Origin of the sequence: Streptomyces sp. NPDC058579, from assembly GCF_042718575.1 — a bacterium.
In the GTDB taxonomy this organism is placed as follows: domain Bacteria; phylum Actinomycetota; class Actinomycetes; order Streptomycetales; family Streptomycetaceae; genus Streptomyces.
Genome location: NZ_JBHXPI010000009.1, coordinates 129,077 through 153,826, shown reverse-complemented (window position 1 = coordinate 153,826; position 24,750 = coordinate 129,077). Strand labels below are relative to the sequence as shown.

The window sequence follows — 24,750 nt, the reverse complement described above, 5'->3', positions numbered from 1 at the left end:
TTTCGCTCGGCGCCTCAGACCGCGAGCCTGCCGGTCGCCCGCATCGCGCCCCGGGTTCGGCGGACCATGGCGTACCCCTTGGTCAGCACCCGGTCCGCCGCGAACGTCCGGCCGATCGCCCGGCCCTCCACGAGCCGGGTGAACTCCTCGATGCCGGTGGAGCGCCGGACGGTCAGCCGTTCCAGGGCGTACGGTCCCTGGCGGCGCCGCGCGACGGTGTTGCCCACGGCGAGCGCCTGGGCGTAGCCGGCCGCCCGGACCGTACGGCGGACGCGGCGGTCGGAGTAGCCGTACGGGTAGGCGAACGAGGCCGGCGCCCGGCCCAGCTCCTCGCGGACGATCTCCTTGCAGCGTAGGGTCTCGTACCAGAGCCGCCGGTCGTCGACCTGGTCGAGCTGCGGGTGACTGTGGCTGTGGCCGCCGATCTCCGTACCGGCGGCGGCCAGTTCGCGGACCTGGCCCCAGTCGAGCATGGTGTCCAGGGCCCCGCCCTCCTCGTCCCCACCGCGCAGCCAGCCCGTCGAGACGAACACCGTCGACGCGAAGCCGTGCTTGGCGAGCACGGGCAGCGCGTGCCGGTGCACGCCTTCGTAGCCGTCGTCGAAGGTGATCAGGACGGGGCGCGCGGGCAGCGGCCCGCCCGAGCGCCAGGCCCCGGCCAGCTCCGCCGTGGTCAGCGGGGTGAGCCCGTGGTCGGCCACCACCTCCATCTGCGCGGCGAACGCCTCGGGCGAGACGGACAGCCGGTGCGCGGCCGGAGCGGGCTCGTGGCCGACCGCGTGGTACATCAGGATCGGTACGGGTACGTTCACGCGGCCACCTCCGGAGCGGCCGTGGCGCGCCCGGGAGTCTCCTCCGGCAGGCTCGGGATCGGGCCCGAGGAGAACGTCGCCCCGCCCCCGCGCGCCCGCACCGCCGCCCGTACGTAGCCGCCCGCCGCGATCGCCACGCCCGCCACGATCGCGCCCGCCCGGCCCGCGCCGCCCGGTCGCCCGAGCAGCGCGTCGCGCAGACCGCGGACGACACCGGTCGGCAACACCCGGGTGGTGTACCGCCGTTCGGCCTCCAGGCCCTTGCCCGCGCCGACGCTCCTGGAGACGAGCGCCTTGGAGAGGCCTTCGGCGTAGGTCCGGGTACGGAAGTAGCCGAAGCGCTCGCGTACGGCCGGGACCTTGTGGTGGATCACGGCCCGGTCGTCGATCAACAGGACCGCGTCCGGGAGGACTTGGGAGAGCCGGATGCAGAGCTCGGTCTCCTCGCAGCCGAGCGGCCGCCGGTCGCCGTCCCGCCCGATGCCGGTGGCGAAGCCGCCCGCGGCGTCGAAGGCCGTCCGCCGGAAGGAGGCGTTGCCGCCGAGCACGTTCCGCACCCGGACCCGTCCGGGCGGCAGGCCGCGGTACGTGCAGCCGACGACCCAGTCGAACTCCTCGGGGAACCAGTCGGGCCGCCGGCCCGAGGCCCAGGCAGGCAGGGTCCGGCCTCCGACCGCCATGACGCGCGGATCGTCGTAGCCAGAGGCGAGGTACCGCAGCCAGTCCCGCTCGGCCACGGCGTCGTCGTCGAGGAAGGCCACGAACTCGGTACGGGACACGGCGATCCCGGTGTTGCGTCCTGAGGACAGGCCGCGGGGGCCCGCGTTGGCGAGCACCCGCACCTCCTCCTCGTCCGTGAACCGTTCCGTCAGCCGCGCCAGGAGCCGTTCGTTGTGGTCGACCACGAGCAGGATCTCCCGGGCCGGACGCGACTGGTTCCGTACGGAGTCGACCGCCGCGAGGATGTCCTCCCAGCGCTCCTCCGTGTAGACGCAGATCACGACGGAGAACTGACGACCATTCAAGATGCCTCTCCCCGGGGAACGTTGACCGAGAAGGCGGTCGGCCGGCGGCGGGCCGCGCGTCTCACGCCCTTCTCCTTGAGGATGACCTTGAGCACCCGGATGCCGTCGCGCACGGCGTTGAGGTTGCTGACACCGTGGATGCGCAGGTACTCGTGGCTCGGGACCTCCTGGACCTTGAGGCCGGCCTTGACGACCCGGATGTTGATCAGGGTCTCGATCTCGAAGCCGGTGCAGTCCAGGGTGACCTTGTCGAGGCAGTGCCGCCAGAAGGCGTTGTAGCCGTAGCAGAGGTCGGTGTAGCGGGCCCCGAACTTGCGGTTGACCAGGGCGCACAGCGCCCAGTTGCCGAGCCGGCGGATCGGCGTCATGTCGTCCGTACCGCCGCCGTTGGCGAAGCGCGAGCCCTTGGCGAAGTCGGCGCCGCCGACGAGCGCGGAGACGTAGGAGACGATCTCCTGGCCGTCCGCCGAGCCGTCCGCGTCGACCATCACGATGATGTCGCCGGTGCAGGCGGCGAAGCCGCTGATGAGCGCGTCGCCCTTGCCCTTGCCGACCTGCTTGACGACCTTGACGTCGGGCCGGAGTTCCCGGGCCACGTGCACGGTGTCGTCGGTGGAGTTTCCGTCGACCAGAACGACTTCGTGGATCCAGTCCGGCAGGGACTTGAAGACGTAGGGAAGATTTTCCGCTTCGTTCATCGCGGGGATGACGACGCTCACCGGCGGCGTGATCGCCAAATGCGAGGTGATCGCCTTGTATTGCGCTGCTATTCGGCGCTGATCGCTCTGCTCCACCGCTTCGTGGCCGCCGACGGCCGGGCGCAGGAATGAGCTCATGGTGGTGTTTCCCTCTCGTCCGGTGGACCGCCCGCCCCCGGGCTGTCCGGTGGTCTGTCCGGTTACGAAAGGGGGGTCCCCACCCCGTCCGAGCAGCGAAGATCGCCGTACGGCATAGGTGGGTTGGCATCTCAAACCGCGCGGCACGCGGCCCGGCGCAGGCACTTGCGCACGCCGAGACCAGCACCCCCCTACCGCGCCCCGCCCCGAGACCGTCGCGTCGCTTGAGCCCTCCCCTGAGCTGTAGCGCGACGGGTCGATGCGGGTGAGATGTACGACGGTATTGATGAATGCGACTGTATGGCAAGCCCTGGATCTGATGCTCCCGTTTCCGGTAATTGGCGGGCCTTGGTCGGTCAGATACGGAAGCGTCCCGATCGGTTTTTCGCAATCCGCTTTTCTGGTGGTGTTGTTGAGGCCGAATTGAACTCCTGCACATTGTTGTGCGAATTCTTTTCGATGAATGATCCATCAGGTGGCTGGATCTCGACGGTCGCTGGCGGCTGCTGACGCCCGCTCGGCGGTCGCTGACGGGGCGTCGGCAAGATCTCGCCAAATCTTCTTGGCATGGACACTTCCAACATGGCCGGATCAACTGCTACTACCTAGTAACGCAGTGATCCTGCTACAGGGAGGTTCCATGAAACTGTCCCGATTCGCGGCACTCTCGTCCTCACTCCTGCTCGGCGCCGTCCTCGCCCTCACCGGGGCGGGAGCCGCACAGGCCGCCGAAACCGCCGCTCTCGACTATGTGGCGCTCGGCGACTCGTACTCCTCCGGCGTCGGAGCCGGCAGCTACGACAGCGCCAGCGGCGACTGCAAGCGCTCCACGAAGGCCTTCCCCGTCCTCTGGAAGAACGCGAACTCACCCTCGTCGTTCGCGTTCACGGCATGCTCGGGCGCCCGAACGGGTGATGTCACGAGCGGTCAGCTCGGACCCCTCTCCACCGCCACCGACCTGGTCTCCATCACGATCGGAGGCAATGACGCCGGCTTCGCCGACGTCATGACCACCTGCGTCCTCCAGTCGGAGTCCGCCTGCATCAACCGGGTAAATCAAGCCAAGGCGTACGTCGCCAGCACCCTGCCCGGGAACCTCGACTCGGTGTATTCGGCCATCAGAGCCAAGGCCCCGAACGCCCGGGTCGTCGTCCTCGGCTACCCCCGCTTCTACAAGCTCGGCGGCGGCTGCGTCGCCGGCCTGAGCGAGAACGAGCGGCGCGCCATCAACGAGGGCTCGGACATCCTCAACGAGGCCACCGCCAAGCGCGCGGCCGACCACGGCTACACCTTCGCCAGCGTGGTCCCCGCCTTCACCAACCACGAGATCTGCTCCAGCGCGTCCTGGCTGCACAGCGTCAACTGGCTCAACATCGGCGAGTCGTACCACCCCACCGCCGCCGGCCAGTCCGGTGGCTACCTGCCCAGCTTCAGGGCTGTGGCGTAGGCGTAGCCGCAGCGGTAGGAGTAGTCGAACCACTCGGGTGGGTGGCCCCGCCGGTCGGGGTCACCTGCTCGCAGGTCACCGAGAACTCCACCCAGTTCGAGCTCTTCTCGACCGGAGCGCGCACCTCCATCCGGATCCGGTCGTGCCAGGTGTCGTCCGCCCGGTACGTCAGCTCCGTGTGCTCGACGTTCTTCTCCTGGGGGCCGCCCGCCGGGAACTCCAGCGTCCGCCAGCCCTTCTCCGCCGAGCTCTCCCCGCTCTCCGTGACCCAGCGGTACTCCACCGAGGCCGGCGTCCGGCCGACCGTGAGCGTGGCGGCGAAGGCCGGGGCCCGGTCCTCGGCCGGCGGACACGCGCCGCTGTAGCTGCCGCGCACGGCCCGCACGTACACCAGGACCGTCGGCACCGGCGGTGCGGTGGTGGCCGACGGCGTCGTGCGGGTCGGCGTGGGGGCCGTGGTGGTCGCCGTCGTGGGGGAGCCGGTCGTGGGCGTCCCCGTCGCCGGAGAACTCGTCACCGGGGCACCGCCCTTACCGCCGCCGTCCTGGTTCCGCAGCAGCGCGTACGCCAATGCGCCCACGGCGAGCAGCAGCAGGACCACGCCCGTCGCGAGAACGGCCACAGCACGCCCGGACCGACCCTCCGGCGCGGGATCGCGTGGAGCCGGAGCCGGTACTGGGAGCGGAAGGGGCGGAGTCGGGCTCGGCGGCGCGCTCCGGGGCGCGGGTCCGTCCTGTTCTGCTTCCGATGCGCGGCCGTTCGCGCCGTTCGCGCCGTACGGCTCCGAGCGCACCGGTCCCGACCGGGGCGAGCCGCCCGCGCCGACCAGCCTCAACTGCCGCTCGGCCACCTCCGCTTGGAGCCGGTCGCCCGGGTCCTTCCGCAACAGGCCCTCGATGACCGGCGCGAGCGCCCCCGCACGGCGCGGCGGCGGCAGCTCCTCGTCCACGACGGCACGCAGTGTGGCCAGGGGCGTGTCCTGGCGGAACGGCGAACCGCCCTCCACCGCCGCGTACAGCAGCACCCCGAGCGACCACAGGTCCGAGGCCGGGCCGGGCGTGCGGCCCAACGCCCGTTCAGGGGCGAGGAATTCGGGCGAGCCGATCAGCTCGCCCGTCATCGTCAGCGGGGAGGTCCCCTCCACCGCCGCGATCCCGAAGTCGGTCAGCACGACCCGGCCGTCGTTGGCGAGCAGGACGTTGCCCGGCTTCACGTCCCGGTGCAGCACCCCGGCCTCGTGCGCGGCGCGCAGCGCCGCGAGGACCTCGGCGCCGACGAGCGCGGCGCGCTGCGGGGGCATCGGCCCCTCCGCGTCGAGGGCCTCGGAGAGGGTCAGGCCGTGGACCAGCTCCATCACGATCCAGGGGCGGCCGTCCTCGGTGGCCACGTCGTAGACGGTCACCACGTTCCGGTGCGTGATCCGGGCGGCCGCCCAGGCCTCCCGTTCCAGGCGCGCGTACAGCCGCTGCTCGTCGGTGCCGCTCAGCCCCGCCGGGGCGCGGACCTCCTTCACGGCCACGTCACGGCCGAGCGCCTCGTCCCTGGCCCGCCAGACCGTGCCCATGCCGCCCTGCCCCAGAACGTCCAGGAGCCGGTACCGCCCCGCGATCACGGTCATGGCGTGTCCCCGTCCGTCGTCGGCACCGGTCGGCGGTCTCGGTCGTCCCGATCGGCCCCGGTGGAGCATTTCTGCCCCCGGGCCGCGGACTTCGAACACCCCGTGGAGAACGCGGGGTGATCTTGGTGGCGGAGATCACACACCGTCAGGTGGCGACAGGTGACGGGCTTGTGCGCAGGATGGTTCGTGACGGTTCGGCAGGTGTTCGAGCCCTGTCCAACTCACCCTGAAATCAGATGGATTCGGACAGTAGTCGTCAACCCCCGTACGAGTGTGGTGAATCCTGCCGGCGGGATACACGAGTGTCACAGCGGAGCGATAGGGTTAACCTGCCCGGGCTGGGTGCCCTCGTTAGGGTGGGGAGTGTCATGGAACAGATAGCAATGCGCAGCAGGCCGCGAGTGCCTGCCATCACATGCGGGAGTACTGCGACCAGTTCGCGGCTCGACCGTCATCTCGCGGTGCTCGGCGGCCCCGTCGTGCCCCAGCGTGAAGCGGCCGAGGCGACGCTGCTGATGCTGGAGCTGACCTCGCGCGACGCCACGCAGACCCGCCGTCACAAGAGCGCGCGCGTCTCGCTCTTCGCCCCCCTCCGCCGCCTCCGCCGAAGCCTCTTCGGCAGCAGGCGCTGAGAAAGAGGGTCCGACCGGCAGGGGTGTCAGTGAACCTTCGTTCCGCCGAGGCGGAACGGGGTGGGCTTTCACCCCGAGCGAGCACGCCACCCCCGAGCGAGCGCGCCCACCCCCGTGGGGCGTCCCGCCGACCCCGTGGGACGTCAGGCCGGCCCCGTGGGGCGTCACGCCACGACACCGTCCGCCCGTAGCGCCCGCAGCTCCTCCGGGGGAACACCCAGTTCCCCCAGCACGACGTCCGTGTCGTCACCAAGACCCGGCACACGCCCCATCGGTGCGTCCGGCCCGTCCGGGAACGTGACCGGCGGCACCAGCGACCTCAACGGCCCCACCGGCGACTCCACCTCCCGCCACCGCTCCCGCGCCGCCAGCTGCGGATGGGCCGCCAGGTCCGCCACCGTGTTCAACCGCGCGCACGCGATCCCCGCCGCGTCAAGGCGCGCCAGCGCCTCCGCCGCCGTCAGCGGCGCCAACGCCCCGGCCACGACCGCGTCCGTCGCCGCGCGGCCGGCGACCCGGGCCGTGTTCGTCGCGAAGGCCGGATCGTCCGCCAGATCCGGCCGATCAAGGACCTGTTCGGCCAGCCGCCGCCACTCGCGGTCGTTCTGCACCGAGAGCAGCACGAGGCTTCCGTCGGCGGTCGGATAGGCGTCGTACGGCGCGATGACAGCGTGCGCGAGCCCCGTGCGCGCCGGGGCAGTGCCTCCATGCATCCCGTGGTGCAGCGGATGCCCCATCCACTCGGCCAGCGAGTCGAGCAGCGACACCTCCACCGGGCCGCCCCGCCCGGTCGTCCCGCGCCGCACGAGCGCGGCGAGGACACCCGCGTACGCGTACATCCCGGCCGCGATGTCGGCCGCCGGGATCCCCGACTTCACCGGCTGCTCCGCCGTCCCGGTCACCGACACGAGCCCCGCCTCGCACTGCACGAGCATGTCGTACGCCCGCTTGTGCGCGTACGGCCCGCCCGGCCCGTACCCCGAGACATCCACCGCGATCAGCCGGGGATACGCGGCGCACAGGGTGGCCGCGTCCAGACCGAGCCGGGCCGCCGCCCCCTGCGCCAGGTTCTGTACGAAGACGTCCGCGCCGGCCACGAGCCGGCGGACCAGGTCGAGACCGCGCCCGTCCTTGAGGTCGACGGCGACCGACTCCTTGCCCCGGTTGCACCACACGAAGTGCGAGGCGAGCCCCCGGGCCGCCGTGTCGTAACCCCGCGCGAAGTCACCGCCGTCGGGGCGCTCGATCTTGATGACCCGGGCGCCCAGATCGGCGAGCTGGCGGGTGGCGAAGGGGGCGGCGACGGCCTGCTCGACCGCCACGACCGTGATCCCCGCCAGGGGAAGTGGCTGAGTGCTCATGACAGCCCTGCCTACCCTGCGGACCGCCCTCTGTCACCGTCGCCCTCGTCACGCGGGCCGGACCTGTTGCTCAGAGCAGGGCGAACTGGCCCTCCGGGCCCTCCTCCTGGTGGTCCAGTACGGAGGCGGGGCGGCGGGCCGTGGCCGGTACGGGCAGGACGCCCGCGTCGCGCAGTGCCGTGCGGGGCAGGAGCGGCGCGTCCGCGAGGAGCTTCGTGCGCTCGTCGTCCCGGGCGGCGAGGAGGGCGAGCACGGTGATGAGCTCCAGGAGTTCGGAGGTCCACTCCTGCGGCCAGGCCGCCGGGCCGATCGCCTCCAGGGAGCCGGGCTCGGCGGGCGTGGTCCGGTGCGCGAACCACTGCTCCAGCATCCGTACGCCACCCACCTGGAAGTCCCAGGCATCGGCCGGGACGGGCGAGATCCTGCCGTCGTCGAGCGTCAGGGTCTCCTCCCCGGGCTCGTACGCGAGCGTGGTCGGCCGGGCCGGGATCGGTGCCCGGACGTAGGGCCTGCGCCCGCCGGGCAGCCGGGGGCGCTCGCCGCCCCGGGCGCCCCGCAGCTGGATGTCCGTGAGCCCGCGGCCGAGTGCCACGCCCGCCGCCCAGACGTCCGGGCCCGCCGGGAGCGGGACACGACAGCCGGCGGGGGAGGGGCGGGCGGCGGCCAGGGCCCAGGCGAGTACATCGGGGGCGGTGACCTGAGTCCCGTACCGCTCACTCAGCCAGGGCAGCAGGCCGGGCGCGAGGTTCGGCTCCTCGCCCCCGGGGCGGCGGAACAGCGGGCGGATCCGGCCCGGGCGTCCCGCGGGGGAGCGGCCGGCCGGCAGCGCGGCCGTCACGAGCAGCGCGGGGCCGGCCGCGCCCGGCACGTACCCCTGCTCGACGGCGAAGAGCTGCCGCTCGTCCGCGACCCGCCACAGTTCGGGGCGCGCGGTGTCGATGAGCCGGTGGTCGGGGAGCAGCCACTGCTCGTCGAAGGGCCCGTGGGCGAGCCGTACGGGCTCCGGGCACGGCCCCGGCTCACGGGCGAACCGGACCGTGCCGGTCCGCTGCCCGGGCAGCGCGGCCACCGAACTCGACGGCGTGCGCGCCCGGCTGGACCGGAACAGCTCCTCGCGCTCCTCGGGGCCGGCGGCGACGAGCCGGTTCCAGCGCTCGCGCAGCGTGCGGACGTCCGGCGCCACGACCCAGGACCGGCCGAGCCGCAGCGGCGCGACGGACCACGGCATCAGCTCGTCCAGGAGGGGCGCGTCGTCCAGCGGTACGTCTCGGGTCACCCTCGGATGCTAGCGAGCGGGCTCGGCGGGCCTCCACCGTGCCGGTGGCTCAGGCTCAGTGCGACGCCTCCACCGTCCCGCTGGCTCACTGCGCCTCCACCGTCACCGTGAAGGAGAAGCGGTCGCCCCGGTACCGGATCCGGGCCACGTCCACCACCCGGCTGTCCTCGTCGTAGGTGACGCCCGTGTAGTGCAGGATCGGCGAGAGCAGTGGCACCTGGAGGAGGGCCGCCGTCTCCGGGTCGGCGAGCCGGGCCTCGACCGTGTCCGTGATCCGGCTGATCCGGACGCCCACCACGTCGCGCAGCACCTTCGTCATCGGCCAGCGCTCCAGGTCGGCCGGGTCGAGACCGGCCGCCACGTCCGGACGTACCGCGTTCTCCGCCCAGTTGGTGGGCTCGCCGCTCTCCCCGTCGCGGCGCAGCCGCTTGTACGCGACCACCTCCGCGACATCGGGGAAGAACTCGGCGAGCTCACCCGGCACCGGCTCGGTGCCGTGGTCGAGGACGGTGGTCCGCTCGCCGGACTGCTGGGCCACGATCGCGTCGATCGAACCGAGCAGCCGGCGCGGGGAGGCGCGCCGGGCACCCGGCTCGATGAAGGTGCCGCGCCGCCGGTGCCGGCTGATCAGGCCCTCCTGCTCCAGTTCCTTCAGGGCCTGCCGCATCGTCAGCACGCTCACGCCGTAGTGCGCGGCGAGCTGCTCCTCGGTGGGCAGCCGCAGCGACGCGTCGGGCGTGCGGCCCAGTATCGAGGCGCGCAGCGACTGCGAGACCTGATACCAGAGCGGCAGCTTGCGGTTCAGGACCAGCGAGTCGGGAGCGAAGGCGGTCACGGCGTTCTCCGTACGACGACAGCGAGACTCTACGGCCGGAAGTGGCGCTGAAGACCCTGCCATACGTCGTCATATGCGTTCTGCAGGTGGTCGGCGCCGGCCGCCTGGGCGGTGGCGGTCACCGGCCAGCGGGTCTCGAACATGAACGCAAGACCGTCGTCGATCTTCTGCGGCTTCAGCTCGGCGGCGCTCGCCCGGTCGAAGGTCTCCCGGTCGGGACCGTGCGCGGACATCATGTTGTGGAGGGATCCGCCGCCGGGGACGAAGCCTTCGGCCTTCGCGTCGTACGCGCCCTCGATGAGGCCCATGTACTCGCTCATCACGTTGCGGTGGAAGTACGGCGGCCGGAAGGTGTCCTCGCCCACCAGCCAGCGCGGGGCGAAGACCACGAAGTCGACGCCCGCGAGACCGGGGGTGTCGGTCGGCGAGGTGAGGACCGTGAAGATCGACGGGTCGGGGTGGTCGTAGGAGATCGACCCGATGACATTGAAGGTGCGCAGGTCGTAGACGTACGGGCTGTGGTTGCCGTGCCAGGCGACGACATCGAGCGGAGAGTGGTCGTAGGTCGCGGACCAGAGGTTGCCGCAGAACTTGTTGACGACCTCGACCGGGCCCTCCACGTCCTCGTACGCGGCGACGGGCGCCCGGAAGTCGCGGGCGTTCGCCAGGCCGTTGGCGCCGATCGGGCCGAGGTCGGGGAGCTGGAAGGGGGCGCCGTAGTTCTCGCAGACGTAGCCGCGGGCGGTCGCGTCGAGGAGTTCGACGCGGAAGCGGACGCCCCGGGGGACCAGCCCGATCTCGCCGGGGTGGACGGCGAGCAGGCCCAGCTCCGTACGGAGGAGCAGGCCGCCGCGCTCGGGGACGATCAGCAGCTCGCCGTCGGCGTCGCTGAAGACCCGCTCCATGGAGGCGTTCGCGTGGTAGAGGTGCACCGCCATGCCCGTGCGCTGCGTCGCGTCGCCGTTGCCGCCGAGCGTCCAGAGGCCGGCCAGCCAGTCCGTCGCCGGCGCCGGGTCGGGGAGCGGGTTCCAGCGCAGCCGGTTCGGGTCGGGGACGGTCTCGGTGAACGGCGCGGAGCGGACGGCGCCGTTCTGGATCCGGGTGAACGGGGGGTGCGCGGCCGAGGGGCGGATCCGGTAGAGCCACGAGCGGTGGTTGTGGGCGCGCGGCTCGGTGAACGCGCTGCCGCTCAGCTGCTCCGCGTAGAGGCCGAGGGGCGCGCGCTGCGGCGCGTTGCGGCCGTGCGGCAGCGCGCCGGGGACCGCCTCGGAGGTGTGCTCGTTGCCGAAGCCGGTGGAGTACTGGAGCCCGTCGGCCGTCTTTCTCGCCCGCTCGGTGTTCTCCGTGGTCATCGCACGCTCCTGTCCTGACGCCCAAAACAATCCTATGCATGACCGTAGGATTCCGCGCCCGCTCGCGTCAACGGGGCGCCGAGGGGCGATCGGGGGTCGCCGGGGGTCTCCGGGGGTCTCCGGGGTCTCCCGAGGGTCCCCGAGGTCTCGGTTCGACGTGATGTGCGCATGAGGGGTTCCAAAAGATGAACAATGCTCTACTCTCACGCGCATGTCGTGGACCCGCAGGCTCCTTGTCGCGCTCTCGGTCGTTCTCGCGGCGCTCGTCGCCGCCCTCGTCACCGCCCCCGGGGCCCAGGCCCATGAGGAGCGGCCCGTCACCTTCCCCGACGGCACCGGCAGCGTGCCGACGCTCCGTACGGGGGAGCCCGATCTCCTGGTCTGCAAGACCGGCCGGGTCGACTTCGACCGCCGGATATCCGGCTTCCCGGCCGAGCTGAAGGCCCGGAACCTGGCCCTCTTCGACCGCTGCGCGCGCAGCGGCTTCCGCCATCTCCAGGAGGCCGTCGACGCCGTCGACCGGCCCGGGATGACCATCGCCGTCCTGCCCGGCCTGTACGAGGAGGAGCCTTCTCAGCCCGCGCCGGCCGGCGCCTGCGCCGCGCTGAAGGCCCCCAAGTCGGCGCTCGGCTACCAGATCCTGTCGTACGAGCAGCAGAAGCAGTGCCCGCACAACCAGAACCTGGTCGCGATCCTCGGCAAGAAGAACCTCCAGATCGAGGGCACCGGCGCCTCCCGCCTGGACGTCGTCTTCGACGCGAAGTACACCAAGCTCAACGCGCTGCGCGCCGACGCATCCGACGGCGTCTACTTCCGTAACTTCACCGCCCAGCGCACCACCTTCAACTCGCTGTACGTCCTCGCGGCCGACGGTTTCGTCATCGACGACGTGCTCACCCGGTGGAACGACGAGTACGGCTTCCTCACCTTCGCCTCCGACCACGGCCTCTACAAGAACTGCGAGTCGTACGGCAACGGGGACTCAGGCATCTACCCCGGCTCGGCCTCCGACATCAACGAAGGCCGCGGCTACGACGTCCCGCGCTACTCCATCGAGATCACCGGCTGCCGCAGCCACCACAACATGGTCGGCTACAGCGGCACGGCCGGAGACTCCGTCTACGTCCACGACAACGAGTTCGACCACAACATGGGCGGCGCCTCCATGGACTCCGCCTTCCCCGGCCACCCCGGACTCCCGCAGAACCACGCCCGCTTCGAGCGGAACCTGATCCACGACAACAACCAGAACTACTACCGGTACGTCGCCGACGGCACCTGCGCCAAGCCCCCGGTCGAGCGCGGCTACGAACAGGGCGTCGTCTGCCCGCAGATCTCCATGCCGCCGGGCACCGGCATCATCACGGCGGGCGGCAACTGGAACCTGTACGAGAACAACTGGGTGTACGGACACCAGCGCGCCGCCTTCTTCCTGAGCGCCGTCCCCGCCTTCATCCGGGGCGAGTCGGCCTGGGGCAAGCAGACCGACACCTCCCACCACAACCGCTACGCCGGCAACCACCTGGGCGTCGACCGCTCCGGCGCCTCCCGGCCCAACCGCACGGACGTGTGGTGGGACGGGCAGGGCGGCGGCAACTGCTGGCAGGCGGAGGGCAAGCCGGCGGGGGCCTCCAGCCCCGGCGCCCTGCCCGAGTGCGGGAAGCGGCGCGGCGAGGTCTTCGGGAACACCGACCGGCTCGTCGGTGAACCGGCCAAGCTCGCCCACCTCCTGGTGTGCGCCGACTACAACGTCCAGGCGCGCCGGCTGCCCGCCGGCTGCGACTGGTACGGCGCGCGGGGCATCCAGCGCGTCGAGACCCAGCTCGCCCTGGGGATCGCCGTCGTCCTCGCCCTCGTGGGCGGCGCCCTGTGGTGGCGCAGGCTCCGCGGCCACCGGCTCGCGGGCCTCGCGACCCTCCTGGGCCTCGTGGGCCTGGCCCTGGACGTGGCCGGCTCCACCCTCGGCCTCGCCTCCGGCCCGCTCCCGGCCCTCGCGCTCCTCCTGATCGGCGCCTGGTGGACCGTGGTCGGCCTCGCCCTGCGCCCGACCCGCCCCGTCTTCGCCTGGACCACCCTGGCGCTCGGAGCCCTCACCCTCCTCGACGCCTTCGACAAGGCCGTCCTGATGATCCCCTGGATCCCCCTCAGCCCCGCCTGGCTGCGCGGGCTCCTCGCGGTGGTCTGGGTCCTGTGGGCCGTGATCGCCGCCGGCCGCCGCGCCCCGGGGGGAGCGGGCGACCACGAACCCGCCCCGGACCCGGACTCGGACCACCCGACGCCGGTCACGACGGCGGCGCGCGAGGCGAGCGACGGGGGCGCCTCGTGAGGCGGGCGGGCGCGCTGGCCGGGGTGGTCCTCGTCGTCGTCCTGACCGCCACCGGGTGTGGCGGGCGGGCGACGACCCACCACAAGCCGGGGACCAGCCACCAGGAGGCCACCGGCGGCAGCGGCACCCTGCTCGCGGCGACGGACGAGGCCGGGCACCGGCTGCGGGAGGTACCGGCGGAAGGAGCCCCCGCCGTGCGCGTGGAGGTGCGGCCCGACTCCGAGGGCGGTTGGAACATCCACGTCACCGTGGGGAGGTTCCGCTTCACCCCCGAGAGCGTCGGCGGCGCGGCCATCCCGGGCCGTGGCCACGCCCGGCTCCTGGTCGACGGCAAGGAGGCCGGCCGGGCCTACGGCCCCTGGCACCACGTCCCGCCCGGCGCCCGCTCGGTCACCGTCCGGCTCCACGCCGACGACCACACCGTCTGGGCGGTAGCGGGCAAGCCGGTCGAGGCCACCGTCCCCCTCACCACCGGCGCCGGTACCCCCTCCGGCACCCCTCCGGCGTCGGCCGCCACCGCTCCCACGACCTCCGCGCCCGGGAACACCACCCCCGCCCCCGGCCGGACCGTCGAGATCACCGTCACCGGAAAGTCCGTCCAACCACCGCCCTCCCGCGTCGAGTTGAAGAAGGGCGAGCAGCTCACCCTCCGCGTCACCGCCGACCGCGCCGACACCCTCCACGTCCACGGCTACGACCGCGAACTGCCCCTCACCCCCGGCGAACCCGGCACTCTCACCTTCACCGCCGACCGCACGGGTCTCTTCGAGGTCGAGACCCACGGCTCGGGCCTCCTCCTGACCCAGCTCGTCGTCCGGTGACCGCCGCCGCGCACCCCCCGACCCCAGCCCACCTCCTCGCCCACGGCATCGGCTCCCAGCACGACCTCCCGCTCTCGCCCTTCTACGCCTACGCGGGAGCCTTCGCCGCGCTCTTCGTCTCCTTCCTGGCCCTCGGCCTGCTCTGGCCCACCTCCCGGTTCCGCGGCGACCGGGCGGGCCGCCCGCTGCCCGCCGCCGTCCAGCGCGTCGCCGACGCCCCGGCCACCCGTAACGCCCTGCGTCTCGTCGGAGCGGCCGCCGCCACCGCCGTCCTCCTGTACCTCCTCCTCGGTCCCGACGACCCCGACCACAACCCCGCGCCCGGAGCCGTCTACGTCCTGCTCTGGGTGGGCCTCGTCCCCGCCTCCCTTCTCCTCGGGCCCGTCTGGCGCCTCCTCAACCCCCTGCGCGCCCTCCACGCGCTGCTCCCCGCTCCCCGCGCACCCCGCCCCCTGCCCGCCGGTCTCGGCATCCGCCCCGCCGCCGCGGGCCTGCTCCTCTTCGCCTGGCTCGAACTCGCCGTGCCCGACCCCGCGTCCACCACCACCCTCCTGACCTTCCTCGCCGTACTCACGGCCACCGGCCTCCTCGGCGCCGCCCGCCACGGCCCCGACTGGTTCGCCCACGCCGACCCCTTCGAGGTCTACTCCGCCCTCCTCGCCCGGCTCTCCCCGCTCGGCCGCCGGGCCGACGGCCGACTCGTCCTGCGCTCCCCCTTCAACAGCCTCGACTCGACCCCGCAGGTCCCCGGCCTCGTCGCCACCGTCTGCGTCCTGCTCGGCTCCACCGCCTACGACGGCTTCTCCGACAACCCCCGCTGGATCACCACCCTCCAGACCTCCCCCCTCGGTCCGACCGCCACCGCCACCCTCGGCCTCCTCGCCGCCATCGCCCTGGTGGCCGCCCTCTACGGCCTCTGCGCGGGCACCCTCCGCCTGATGTCCCGCGAACTCACCAGTCCTCTCACCTCCTTCGCCCACTCCCTCCTGCCCATCGCCCTCGGCTATCTCGTCGCCCACTACTTCACACTCTTCGTCACCGAAGGACCACGTACCGTCATGATGGCAGTCGGCACTGACAACGCCCTCGCGCCCGCCCCACCGCTGAGCCCCGGCGCCCTCGCCACCCTCCAGGTCACCGCCATCGTCACCGGCCACGTCATTGGCGTCGTGGCCGCCCACGACCGCGCCGTGCGCCTCTTCCCGCCCGCCCGGGCCGTGGCCGGCCAACTCCCCCTGTTCGCGCTGATGATCACGTACACCCTCGGCGGCATCGGCCTGCTCATCGCCTGACCCGCCCGTCGCGCGCCGCGTCCCGTCCTTCGCGCGTCCGGCTCGTCGCGCGGCCCGCCCCTGCCCGTCGCGCGTCCTGTTCGTCGTGCGCCCCGCCCATCGCCTGACCCGACCGGGAACGGAGCGGCATCATGGACCCCGTGCCCCAGCCATCCCTCCGTCGCACCCCCGTCCAGCAGCGCAGCGCCGAGCGCCTCGCCCGGATCCTCGACGCCTGCGCCGAACTCCTCGACGAGACCGGCTACGAGCAGCTGAGCACCCGCGCGGTCGCCGTGCGCGCGGGCGTCCCCATCGGCTCCGTCTACCGCTTCTTCGGCAACAAGCGCGCGATGGCCGACGCCCTCGCCCACCGCAACCTCGACCGTTACGCCGAGCGGATCTCCGCCCGCCTCGCCGCGACCGGCCGGGTCGACGCGTACAGCGCGATCGACGGCGTCCTGGACGAGTACATCGCGATGAAGCGCACCGTCCCCGGCTTCGCGCTCGTCGACTTCGGTGTTCCCGCGCCCACCGTCGACGAGGGCTCCGCCGAGGGGGATTCGGGCGGCGACGCCAACCACCTCGTCGCCGACCGGCTCTGCGGTCTCCTCGCCGACCATCTCGGCCGCACCGCCGACGAGGCGCTGCGCCGCAAGGTCCTGGTCGGTGTCGAGGCCGCCGACGCACTGCTCCAACTCGCCTTCCGCGCCGCCCCGTCCGGCGACCCCGCGCTCATCGCCGAGACGCGGGAACTCCTCTACGCCTATCTCGCGCCCTCCCTGAGCTGACGAACCGGCGGACCGGCGGACCGGCGGACCGACGGGCCGACGGATCGAGGGACCACGGACCTACGGACCGACGGACCCTCCCCACCGTCCGTACCGGTCGGTATGCTCGCAGGTGCCCGCGCGCCACCGTCGCCGCTCCAGGGAGTCCGCCATGTCCACCGCCCTGCGCATCTGCCCCCTCTGCGAAGCCACCTGCGGGCTGACCCTGACCCTCGACGGAACCAAAGTCACCGGCGCGCGAGGTGACCGTGACGACGTCTTCAGCCAGGGCTTCATCTGCCCCAAGGGCGCCGCCTTCGGCGAGGTCGACGCCGACCCCGACCGGCTCACCGGGCCCCTCGTCCGCAAGGACGGCACGCTCCAGGAGGCCACCTGGGACGAGGCGTTCGACACCATCGCCGCCCGCATCCGGCCGCTGATCGAGACGCACGGTCCGAACGCGGTGGGCCTCGTGCTCGGCAACCCGAACGTCCACGCCATGGCCGGCGCCCTCTACCCGCCGCTGCTGATCGGCGCCCTGCGCACCCGTAACCTGTTCACCGCCTCCACGCTCGACCAGATGCCCAAGCACGTCTCCAGCGGACTGCTCTACGGCGACGCCTTCGCCATCCCCGTCCCGGACCTCGACCGCACCGACCACCTGCTGATGCTCGGCGCCAACCCGCTGGACTCCAACGGCAGTCTCTGCACCGCCCCCGACTTCCCCGGCAAGCTCAAGGCCCTGCGCAGGCGCGGCGGCACCCTCACCGTCGTCGACCCGCGCCGTACGCGCACCGCCCGGCTCGCCGACCGCCACCTCGCCATCCGCCCCGGCGCCGACGCCCTCTTCCTCGCCGCGCTCGTGCACACCCTCTTCGCGGAGGGCCTCGCCGACCCCGGCCCGCTCGCCGACCACGTCCAGGGCATCGAGGAGGTACGGGAGGCGGTACGGGAGTTCACGCCCGAGGCCGTCGCCGCCGCCTGCGACGTGGACGCCGCCACCCTCCGTACCGTCGCCCGCGAGCTCGCCGCCGCGCCCACGGCCGCCGTCTACGGCCGGATGGGCAGCTCCACCGTCGCGTACGGCACCCTCGCCAACTGGCTGGTCGACGTCCTCAACGTCCTCACCGGCAACCTCGACCGGCCCGGCGGCGCGCTCTTCCCGCTCTCCGCCACCGCCCCCGCACCCCGACCGGCCGGCCCCGGGAAGGGCTTCGCGCTCGGCCGCTGGACCAGCAGGGTCTCCGGCCACCCCGAGGCCAAGGGCGAACTCCCGATGGCCGCCCTCGCCGAGGAGATCGAGACGGAGGGCGCGACGGAGGACGACGGGCGCATCCGCGCGGTCATCACCCTCGCCGCCAACCCCGTCCTGTCCGCCCCCGACGGGCTCCGCCTCGACCGGGCGCTCGGCACCCTCGACTTCATGGTCGCCGTCGACCCGTACCTCAACGAGACCACCCGCCACGCCGACGTCGTCCTGCCCCCGCCGCCGCCCTCGCGGAGCGCCCACTTCGACTTCGCCTTCAACGGCTTCGCCGTCCGCAACCAGGCCCGTTTCACCCCGGCCGCCGTCCCTCTGGAAGAGGGACGCATGGACGAGTGCGAGATCCACGCCCGGTTGGTCCTCGCCGTCTCAGGGATGCTGGGAGCCCCGCCTTCCGCCGTCGACGAACTCGCCATCGACGCCACCCTCGCCAAGGCCGTCACCCAACCGCACTCGCCCGTCCACGGCGCCGACCCCAAGGCAGTCGCCGCCGGGTTGAGCGGCGCGACGGGGCCCGAGCGGCGCCTCGACCTGATGCTCCGCCTCGGCCCGTACGACCTCACCCTCGACGACCTGCTCGCGGCGCCGCACGGCATCGACCTCGGCCCCCTGAAGCCCCGGCTCCCCGGGCTCCTCAAGACCCGCAGCGGGCGCGTGGAGCTGCTCCCCGACCCGATCGCGGCCGACCTGCCCCGGCTGCGCGCCGCCCTCGACGCCGAGCCGGGCGGCCTCGTCCTGGTCGGCCGCCGGCATCTGCGCTCCAACAACAGCTGGCTGCACAACGCGCCGTCCCTCAACAGCGGTTCGAACCGGTGCACCCTCCAGGTCCACCCGGCCGACGCCGACCGCCTCGGCCTCGCCGACGGCAAACCCGCCCGGATCGCGGCGGAGGGCGGTGCCCTCGAGGTCGAGGTGGAGATCACCGACGCCGTACGGAGCGGGGTGGTGAGCCTGCCGCACGGCTGGGGCCACGACCGGTCCGGCACCCGGCTAGCGGTCGCCGCCGCCCGCCCCGGCGTCAACGTCAACCAGCTCCTCGACGGCTCCCGGCTCGACCCGCTGTCCGGCACCGCCGTGCTCAACGGATTCCCCGTGGAGCTGGCGCCCCTGCCGTAGCCGGCCACCGCGTTGACCTGGAGTTTTGCTCGTATTGCTCACGCGTCAACATCTTGTTAACGGCAGAAGAGGCCACCTAACGTCATCCGGACCGCCGCACCGGAGCGAGCCGCCCCGGTGTGAGTTCAAGGGTGAACGTGAGGTGTCCTCCATGCTGACCGTCCTCGGCTTCGCCATGATCGCGACCTTCCTGGTCCTGATCATGACGAAGAAGATGTCGCCGATCGCGGCGCTCGTACTGATCCCCGCGCTGTTCTGCGTGGCCGTCGGGCAGGGCGCACAACTCGGCGACTACGTCATCGACGGCGTCGAGAAGCTCGCGCCCACCGCCGCGATGCTCATGTTCGCCATCGTCTACTTCGGTGTGATGATCGACGTCGGCCTCTTCGACCCGATCGTCCGGGGCATCCTGCGCTTCTGCAAGGCCGACCCGGTGCGTGTGGTGGTCGGTACGGCGGTGCTCGCCGCGATCGTCTCGCTCGACGGCGACGGCTCCACCACCTTCATGATCACCGTCTCGGCGATGTACCCGCTCTACAAGCGGCTCGGCATGAGTCTGGTCGTCATGACCGGCATCGCGGCCACCGCGAACGGCGTCATGAACACCCTGCCCTGGGGCGGCCCGACCGCCCGGGCCGCGACCGCGCTCAAGGTGGACGCCGCCGACATCTTCGTCCCGATGATCCCGGCGCTCGGTATGGGCCTGCTCTTCGTCTTCGGCCTCGCGTACGTCCTCGGCCGCCGCGAGCGCAAGCGCATCGGCTACCTCACCCTGGACGAGGTGCTTGAGCCGCAGACGGAGACCGTTCTGGTGACGGCGGGTGGCGGCGGTACGGGCGCGGCCGCGGTGGCGGCGTCCGGTTCCGGTTCCGGCTCCCTGCCGTTGGACGGCGCCGAGGTGCCCGACGGGGGCTTCCAGGGGCTCGCCCCGGACCGGCCGACGCTCCGGCCCAAGCTGTACTGGTTCAACGCGGGCCTCACTGTCGCGCTGCTGACCGCGATGATCCTCGAACTGCTGCCGATCCCGGTCCTCTTCCTCCTCGGCGCCGCCCTCGCCCTCTCGGTCAACTACCCGAAGATGGCCGACCAGAAGGCCCGGATCGCGGCGCACGCCGAGAACGTCCTCAATGTGGCCGGCATGGTCTTCGCCGCCGCCGTCTTCACCGGAGTCCTCACCGGTACGGGCATGGTCAAGCACATGGCCGACTGGCTCGTGGGCGCGATCCCGGAGGGCATGGGCCCGCACATGGCGCTGGTCACGGGCGTGCTGAGCCTCCCGCTGACGTACTTCATGTCGAACGACGGCTTCTACTTCGGCGTCCTGCCGGTCCTCGCCGAGGCGGGCGCGGCGCACGGCGTGTCGCCGCTGGAGATCGCCCGGGCCTCGATCGTCGGCCAGGCGCTGCACATGTCCAGCCCGCTGGTCCCGGCGGTGTACGTGCTGGTCGGCATGGCGAAGGTCGAGTTCGGCGACCACACCCGGTTCACCGTGAAGTGGGCGGCGCTCACCTCGCTGGTGGTCCTGGCGGCGGGGATTCTCTTCGGGATCATCTAGCTCGGGGTCATCTAGCCGGGACAGTCCGGCGGCGAGGGGGACGGAGGGCGACCCGGCCTCCGCTGGGGGAGTGAAAAACGGAGGGTGACGCGGCGCTGCTGCCACTCTCTGTATTCCAGTCATGACACATAGTCCGATTATCGGTTGATTGTCTGTGTCTTCATGACTGGAGGAACCCCCGCATGACCGCTCTGGCAGTACGTCCCCTGCTGTCCGTCGCCGCCGCGTCGATCGCCCTCGGAGCCGTCGCCCTGGCCGGCGCCCCGGCCGCGTACGCGGCACCCGGCGACAACGGCGACATCAAGATCCATCGTGAGGGCACGGCCGAACCCAATCAGAGCAACCACTCCAGGGTCTGCAAGTTCCACTTCGCGGCCTTCAACTTCGACGACCTGCTCTCGGTCCATTGGGAGGTCGTCCCGGAGAACAAGGTCAGCCCGGTCAAGGATGGCGACATCGCCATCAACGCCGAGGGCGACGGCTTCACCGCCGACATGGAGCTGCCCGACGGCAAGTACCGGCTCGAATGGAGCTGGGTCGGCCAGCTCGGCGCCAAGAAGAGCAAGAACTTCACCGTCAAGTGCCTGGACGACGTGACCAACCCGGATGTCACCCCTCCGCCACCGAACGGAGGCGGTGAGAACGGCGGAAACGGCAACGGTGGCAATGGAAGCGGCTGGCCCGGCAGCACCGCCAGCGCCAGCGCCAGCGCGACCGCCACCGCCACCGCGCCGCCACCGAACAACAACGGAAGCAACGGAGGTGGAAACGGCGGTAGCGGAGGCAGCGGCAGCAGCGGCGGTAGCGGCTGGAACGGCGGCACCACCGGCACCACCAGCGACACCGGCAGCACCAGCAGCACCGGCACCACCGGCACCACCGGCACCGAGAACGGTGGCAACGGCACCACCCAGAAGCCCCCGCACAAGCCCCCGCACGGTCCGGTCGGCGCCGGTGGCGGCGGCAGCGCGGACACGACGTCCTCCGACGACGGCTCCGCCTTCGGGGTCGGAGCGGCCCTCGCCGCGGGCCTCGCGGGCACGGCGGGCCTGATCCTCGTACGCCGGAACCGACGCCGTACGCATGGCGAGTCGTAGGTCCCGCACCACGCGCAGGCAGCGCCGCCTCCTCCGGCTCGCGCGGACCGTGCTGGTGACCCTGTCACTGGTCGGCGGCGGCATCTGGTGGGCCTCGGACGACGAACCGTCCGACCCGCCGGAGGCCGCCGCCGCGGCCACGCGCGCGGTGGACCAGGGCGCGCCAGGGGCCCCGGGCGAAGCCGGGCGGGAGCGCGACCAGAAGCCGAAGGCGGAGACGCGGTCCGATGCCCCGGCGAAGGCCCCGCCCAAGACGGCCCCGGCCAGGCCCGCGCCGTCGCCCGCGCCCCTGACCCGCTCGCGCGCCACCAGCCTCGCCATCCCGGCGATCACCATCGAGGCCCCGGTCATGGGCCTGGGCCTCGACGGGGCCGGGCAGCTCGGCTCACCGCCGATCGAGAACCCCCGGATCGTCGGCTGGTACACGCGCGGTCCTGCCCCGGGCGAGCTCGGCACCGCGGTCGTCGTGGGCCATCGCGACACCCGCACGGGGCCCGCGATCTTCCTCAATCTCGACTCGCTCGCCCCCGGCAACACCGTCCGGGTCGCCCGTGCGGACGGCAAGGTCGCCGTCTTCAAGGTCGACAAGGTCAAGACGTACACGAAGGAGGAATTCCCCGACCAGGAGGTCTACGGCTCCACGGGCCGCCCCGAACTGCGGCTGCTGACCTGCGGCGGTTCCTTCGACCCGAAGAAGGGCTACGCGTCGAACATCGTCGTCTTCGCCCACCTCACGGACGTCGCCCGGACGATCTGAGCGACGCGCCGCCCGCCTTCCCGCGCGCCCGTGCCACCCGGAGCGAACCCGCCGGATACGGCGGCTCCGCCGCCAACGCCGCCGCCCTGTCGAACCCCTCCGCCGCCTCACCCGCGCGGCCGAGGGCCGCGAGGGCGGCGGCGTGCGTGGCGCGAGCCTCCGTCGGGGGCCGGCGGTGGCGAGGAATCGCCAACCCCTTCCGGACTCGCGGACCCGGCGCGCAAGATGGCTGAGGGGCTGGAACGAGCCCGCAAACGCCGCGTGGATGTCGTCCTGCACCAGCATCACGGGCCGCTCCGCCGCCAGTTCGCCGAGCAGCCGGTCCCGCTCCTCCTCGGCACCGCGTCACGGACCGTACGGAGTGTCCTCCCTCCGCGTCGTGGCCCGCCCCCCACAGGACGGCTGTCGCCTCCTCGGCCGCTCTGCGGGCCGCGTCGCCGACGAGGCGGGTCTTGCCCAGGCCCGCCTCACCGGTGACCAGGAGCGCCAACGTGACGGGCGGGCTCGGCCGGGACGCTAGAACTGGTCCGTTACTGGGGAGTTACTGAGCCTCGGACCGCCCCGGGGTCCGAACCTGAACCCGCATCGAGAAGGTCGTGTCCATGCCGCTGCGCCCGCTGACCACCCGTACCCGTGTCGCCTTCGCCATCGCCGGACTCCTGATCGCCGCCGGCGCCCCCACCGCGTACGCCACCCTCGGCGCGGAGACGCCCGCGCGGACCTCCGTCACCGCGCAGGCGCGGGGCAAGGCGTACGTCGAGACCCGGCTCTTCTTCGGGACCGAGCGCCCCGACGGCGGCCCGGCCGTCACCGACGAGCAGTTCATGGCCTTCGTCGACGCCGAGGTGACCCCCGGGTTTCCGGCCGGTCTTACTGTCCAGAACGGGCGTGGACAGTGGCGCGACAAGAACGGGACCATCGAGCGGGAACGCTCGTACGAGTTGATCCTGCTGTACCCGGCGTCGGAGGCGCGGGTGCACGATCCGCGGATCGAGGAGGTCAGGGAGGCGTACCGGACGGCCTTCGGGCAGGAGTCGGTGGCCCGGCTCGACGAGCCGACCCTGGCCGACTTCTGAGGCTCTGGCGCTGAAAAACTAACAGCGCTAGTTTGGTGCCGGATGGGGCGTGCGGTACCGGCCGGTGACGAAGACGGAAGAACCCAGGAACCGAAGGAGCAGCGGATGAAGAGCCACGACGCGATGTACATCGGCGGGGAGTGGCGTCCCGCCGCCTCCACGGACACCATTCCGGTCGTCAACCCGGCGGACGAGCAGGTCATCGCCCATGTGCCGGCCGGCAATGCCGAGGACGTCGACACCGCGGTACGGGCCGCCCGCGCGGCCTTCCCCGGCTGGGCCGCCACCCCGCCCGCCGAGCGCGCCAAGCTGATCGGCGCGCTCCGCGACGGCCTCGCCGCCCGTGCCGAGGAGATCGCCGCGACGGTCACGGCCGAGCTCGGTGCGCCGCCGCAGCTCGCGTCCGCCGTCCACGCGGGTCTGCCGATCGCCGTGGCCGGTACGTACGCCGAACTCGCCGCCGCCCACTCCTTCGAGGAGAAGGTCGGCAACTCGACCGTCTACTCCGAGCCGGTCGGCGTCGTCGGCGCGATCACCCCGTGGAACTACCCGCTCCACCAGATCGTCGCCAAGGTCGCCCCCGCGCTCGCGGCGGGCTGCACCGTCGTCCTGAAGCCCGCAGAGGACACCCCGCTGACCGCCCAGCTCTTCGCCGAGGCGGTCCACGGCGCGGGCCTCCCGGCCGGGGTCTTCAACCTGGTCACCGGCCTCGGCCCGGTCGCCGGGCAGGCGCTCGCCGAGCACCCGGACGTCGACCTCGTCTCCTTCACCGGCTCGACCGCCGTCGGCCGCCGGATCGGCGCCCTCGCGGGCGGCGCGGTCAAGCGGGTCGCCCTGGAGCTCGGCGGCAAGTCCGCCAACGTGATCCTGCCGAGCGCCGATCTCGGCAAGGCCGTCGCCGTCGGCGTCGCCAACGTCATGGGCAACTCGGGCCAGACGTGCAGCGCCTGGACCCGGATGCTGGTCCACCGCGACCAGTACGACGAGGCGGTGGCGCTGGCCGCCGAGGCCGTCGCGAAGTACGTCCCCGGCGAGCGCGTCGGCCCGCTCGTCAACGCCAAGCAGCTTGAGCGGGTGCGCGGCTACATCGAGAAGGGCGTCGAGGAAGGGGCCCGGATCGTCGCGGGCGGCCCCGAGGCCCCGCGCGAGACCGGCTACTACGTCTCCCCGACGGTCTTCGCCGACGTCACCCCGGACATGACGATCGCCCAGGAGGAGATCTTCGGCCCGGTCGTCTCGATCCTGCGGTACGAGGACGAGGACGACGCCCTCGCCATCGCCAACGGGACGGTGTACGGGCTCGGGGGCGCCGTCTGGGGCGAGCAGGAGGCGGCCGTCGCCTTCGCCCGCCGCATGGACACCGGCCAGGTCGACATCAACGGCGGCCGCTTCAACCCGCTGGCCCCGTTCGGCGGCTACAAGCAGTCGGGCGTGGGGCGCGAACTCGGGGCGCACGGCCTCTCCGAGTACCTCCAGACCAAGTCCCTCCAGTTCTGACCCCCGCCG

The 24,750-nt window shown here is 72.5% G+C and carries 20 protein-coding genes; 12 read left to right on the top strand and 8 right to left on the bottom strand.

Annotation, left to right across the window (positions count from 1 at the left end):
• Positions 1-14 precede the first annotated feature (14 nt).
• From ACFWRO_RS14820 to ACFWRO_RS14810, 3 genes are read right to left on the bottom strand one after another with little or no spacing between them, the layout of a single operon-like run.
• Positions 15-788, bottom strand: a complete 774-nt coding sequence (locus ACFWRO_RS14820) for a polysaccharide deacetylase family protein (RefSeq protein ID WP_384509717.1) — start codon at positions 786-788, stop codon at positions 15-17.
• A 20-nt stretch (positions 789-808) separates the two neighbouring features.
• A complete protein-coding gene (locus tag ACFWRO_RS14815) occupies positions 809-1,837 on the bottom strand; it encodes a glycosyltransferase family 2 protein (RefSeq protein WP_384509543.1) in 1,029 nt (342 codons plus the stop codon).
• Positions 1,834-2,673 carry a glycosyltransferase family 2 protein gene (locus ACFWRO_RS14810; protein ID WP_384509540.1) on the bottom strand — a complete coding sequence of 280 codons (840 nt, stop codon included), beginning with the start codon at positions 2,671-2,673 and terminating at the stop codon, positions 1,834-1,836. The genes ACFWRO_RS14815 and ACFWRO_RS14810 overlap by 4 nt, the downstream gene beginning before the upstream one ends.
• A gap of 640 nt (positions 2,674-3,313) precedes the next feature.
• Between ACFWRO_RS14810 and ACFWRO_RS14805 the strand changes: the two genes are divergently transcribed.
• On the top strand, positions 3,314-4,120 hold the full coding sequence (locus ACFWRO_RS14805) for an SGNH/GDSL hydrolase family protein (protein WP_384509537.1): 807 nt from the start codon (positions 3,314-3,316) through the stop codon (positions 4,118-4,120).
• Here the strand turns inward: ACFWRO_RS14805 and ACFWRO_RS14800 are convergent.
• Positions 4,104-5,738 carry a serine/threonine-protein kinase gene (locus ACFWRO_RS14800; RefSeq protein WP_384509534.1) on the bottom strand — a complete coding sequence of 545 codons (1,635 nt, stop codon included), beginning with the start codon at positions 5,736-5,738 and terminating at the stop codon, positions 4,104-4,106. The two genes, ACFWRO_RS14805 and ACFWRO_RS14800, sit on opposite strands and share 17 nt — an antisense overlap.
• Before the next feature lie 368 nt (positions 5,739-6,106).
• Here ACFWRO_RS14800 and ACFWRO_RS14795 point away from each other — a divergent pair, with 368 nt between their 5' ends.
• A complete protein-coding gene (locus tag ACFWRO_RS14795) occupies positions 6,107-6,370 on the top strand; it encodes a hypothetical protein (RefSeq protein WP_384509531.1) in 264 nt (87 codons plus the stop codon).
• A 164-nt stretch (positions 6,371-6,534) separates the two neighbouring features.
• On the opposite strand, the gene ACFWRO_RS14790 is transcribed toward ACFWRO_RS14795, so the two are convergent.
• The 4 genes from ACFWRO_RS14790 to hmgA all read right to left on the bottom strand — a co-directional run bounded on the left by ACFWRO_RS14790 (position 6,535) and on the right by hmgA (position 11,194).
• A complete protein-coding gene (locus tag ACFWRO_RS14790; RefSeq protein WP_384509528.1) occupies positions 6,535-7,731 on the bottom strand; it encodes a CaiB/BaiF CoA transferase family protein in 1,197 nt (398 codons plus the stop codon).
• Positions 7,732-7,801: 70 nt separating this feature from the next.
• Positions 7,802-8,959: a type ISP restriction/modification enzyme gene (locus tag ACFWRO_RS14785; protein WP_384509714.1), complete on the bottom strand. Its 1,158-nt coding sequence runs from the start codon at positions 8,957-8,959 to the stop codon at positions 7,802-7,804.
• Positions 8,960-9,092: 133 nt separating this feature from the next.
• The gene (locus ACFWRO_RS14780) at positions 9,093-9,842 is read right to left on the bottom strand and encodes a GntR family transcriptional regulator (protein WP_384509525.1); all 750 of its coding nucleotides are present in this window, start codon (positions 9,840-9,842) and stop codon (positions 9,093-9,095) included.
• A gap of 29 nt (positions 9,843-9,871) precedes the next feature.
• Positions 9,872-11,194 carry a homogentisate 1,2-dioxygenase gene (hmgA, locus tag ACFWRO_RS14775; RefSeq protein ID WP_384509523.1) on the bottom strand — a complete coding sequence of 441 codons (1,323 nt, stop codon included), beginning with the start codon at positions 11,192-11,194 and terminating at the stop codon, positions 9,872-9,874.
• 211 nt (positions 11,195-11,405) lie between these two features.
• Between hmgA and ACFWRO_RS14770 the strand changes: the two genes are divergently transcribed.
• The 10 genes from ACFWRO_RS14770 (at position 11,406) to ACFWRO_RS14725 (ending at position 24,741) form a co-directional block, all read left to right on the top strand.
• Entirely contained in the window at positions 11,406-13,520 is a 2,115-nt protein-coding gene (locus ACFWRO_RS14770; protein ID WP_384509520.1) for a right-handed parallel beta-helix repeat-containing protein, read from the top strand.
• The gene (locus tag ACFWRO_RS14765) at positions 13,517-14,341 is read left to right on the top strand and encodes a hypothetical protein (RefSeq protein WP_384509518.1); all 825 of its coding nucleotides are present in this window, start codon (positions 13,517-13,519) and stop codon (positions 14,339-14,341) included. Before ACFWRO_RS14770 ends, ACFWRO_RS14765 begins: the two co-directional genes overlap by 4 nt.
• Positions 14,338-15,633: a hypothetical protein gene (locus ACFWRO_RS14760; RefSeq protein ID WP_384509515.1), complete on the top strand. Its 1,296-nt coding sequence runs from the start codon at positions 14,338-14,340 to the stop codon at positions 15,631-15,633. Before ACFWRO_RS14765 ends, ACFWRO_RS14760 begins: the two co-directional genes overlap by 4 nt.
• A gap of 131 nt (positions 15,634-15,764) precedes the next feature.
• Positions 15,765-16,400: a TetR family transcriptional regulator gene (locus ACFWRO_RS14755; protein ID WP_384509512.1), complete on the top strand. Its 636-nt coding sequence runs from the start codon at positions 15,765-15,767 to the stop codon at positions 16,398-16,400.
• A gap of 151 nt (positions 16,401-16,551) precedes the next feature.
• Positions 16,552-18,759 carry a molybdopterin oxidoreductase family protein gene (locus ACFWRO_RS14750; RefSeq protein ID WP_384509509.1) on the top strand — a complete coding sequence of 736 codons (2,208 nt, stop codon included), beginning with the start codon at positions 16,552-16,554 and terminating at the stop codon, positions 18,757-18,759.
• A 151-nt stretch (positions 18,760-18,910) separates the two neighbouring features.
• Positions 18,911-20,314: a CitMHS family transporter gene (locus ACFWRO_RS14745; RefSeq protein WP_384509711.1), complete on the top strand. Its 1,404-nt coding sequence runs from the start codon at positions 18,911-18,913 to the stop codon at positions 20,312-20,314.
• 182 nt (positions 20,315-20,496) lie between these two features.
• Entirely contained in the window at positions 20,497-21,411 is a 915-nt protein-coding gene (locus tag ACFWRO_RS14740; RefSeq protein ID WP_384509506.1) for a hypothetical protein, read from the top strand.
• Positions 21,398-22,168 carry a class F sortase gene (locus ACFWRO_RS14735; protein ID WP_384509503.1) on the top strand — a complete coding sequence of 257 codons (771 nt, stop codon included), beginning with the start codon at positions 21,398-21,400 and terminating at the stop codon, positions 22,166-22,168. The genes ACFWRO_RS14740 and ACFWRO_RS14735 overlap by 14 nt, the downstream gene beginning before the upstream one ends.
• A gap of 602 nt (positions 22,169-22,770) precedes the next feature.
• Positions 22,771-23,244, top strand: a complete 474-nt coding sequence (locus ACFWRO_RS14730) for a DUF3574 domain-containing protein (protein ID WP_384509500.1) — start codon at positions 22,771-22,773, stop codon at positions 23,242-23,244.
• 105 nt (positions 23,245-23,349) lie between these two features.
• Positions 23,350-24,741 carry an aldehyde dehydrogenase family protein gene (locus tag ACFWRO_RS14725; protein WP_384509498.1) on the top strand — a complete coding sequence of 464 codons (1,392 nt, stop codon included), beginning with the start codon at positions 23,350-23,352 and terminating at the stop codon, positions 24,739-24,741.
• Positions 24,742-24,750: the final 9 nt, after the last annotated feature.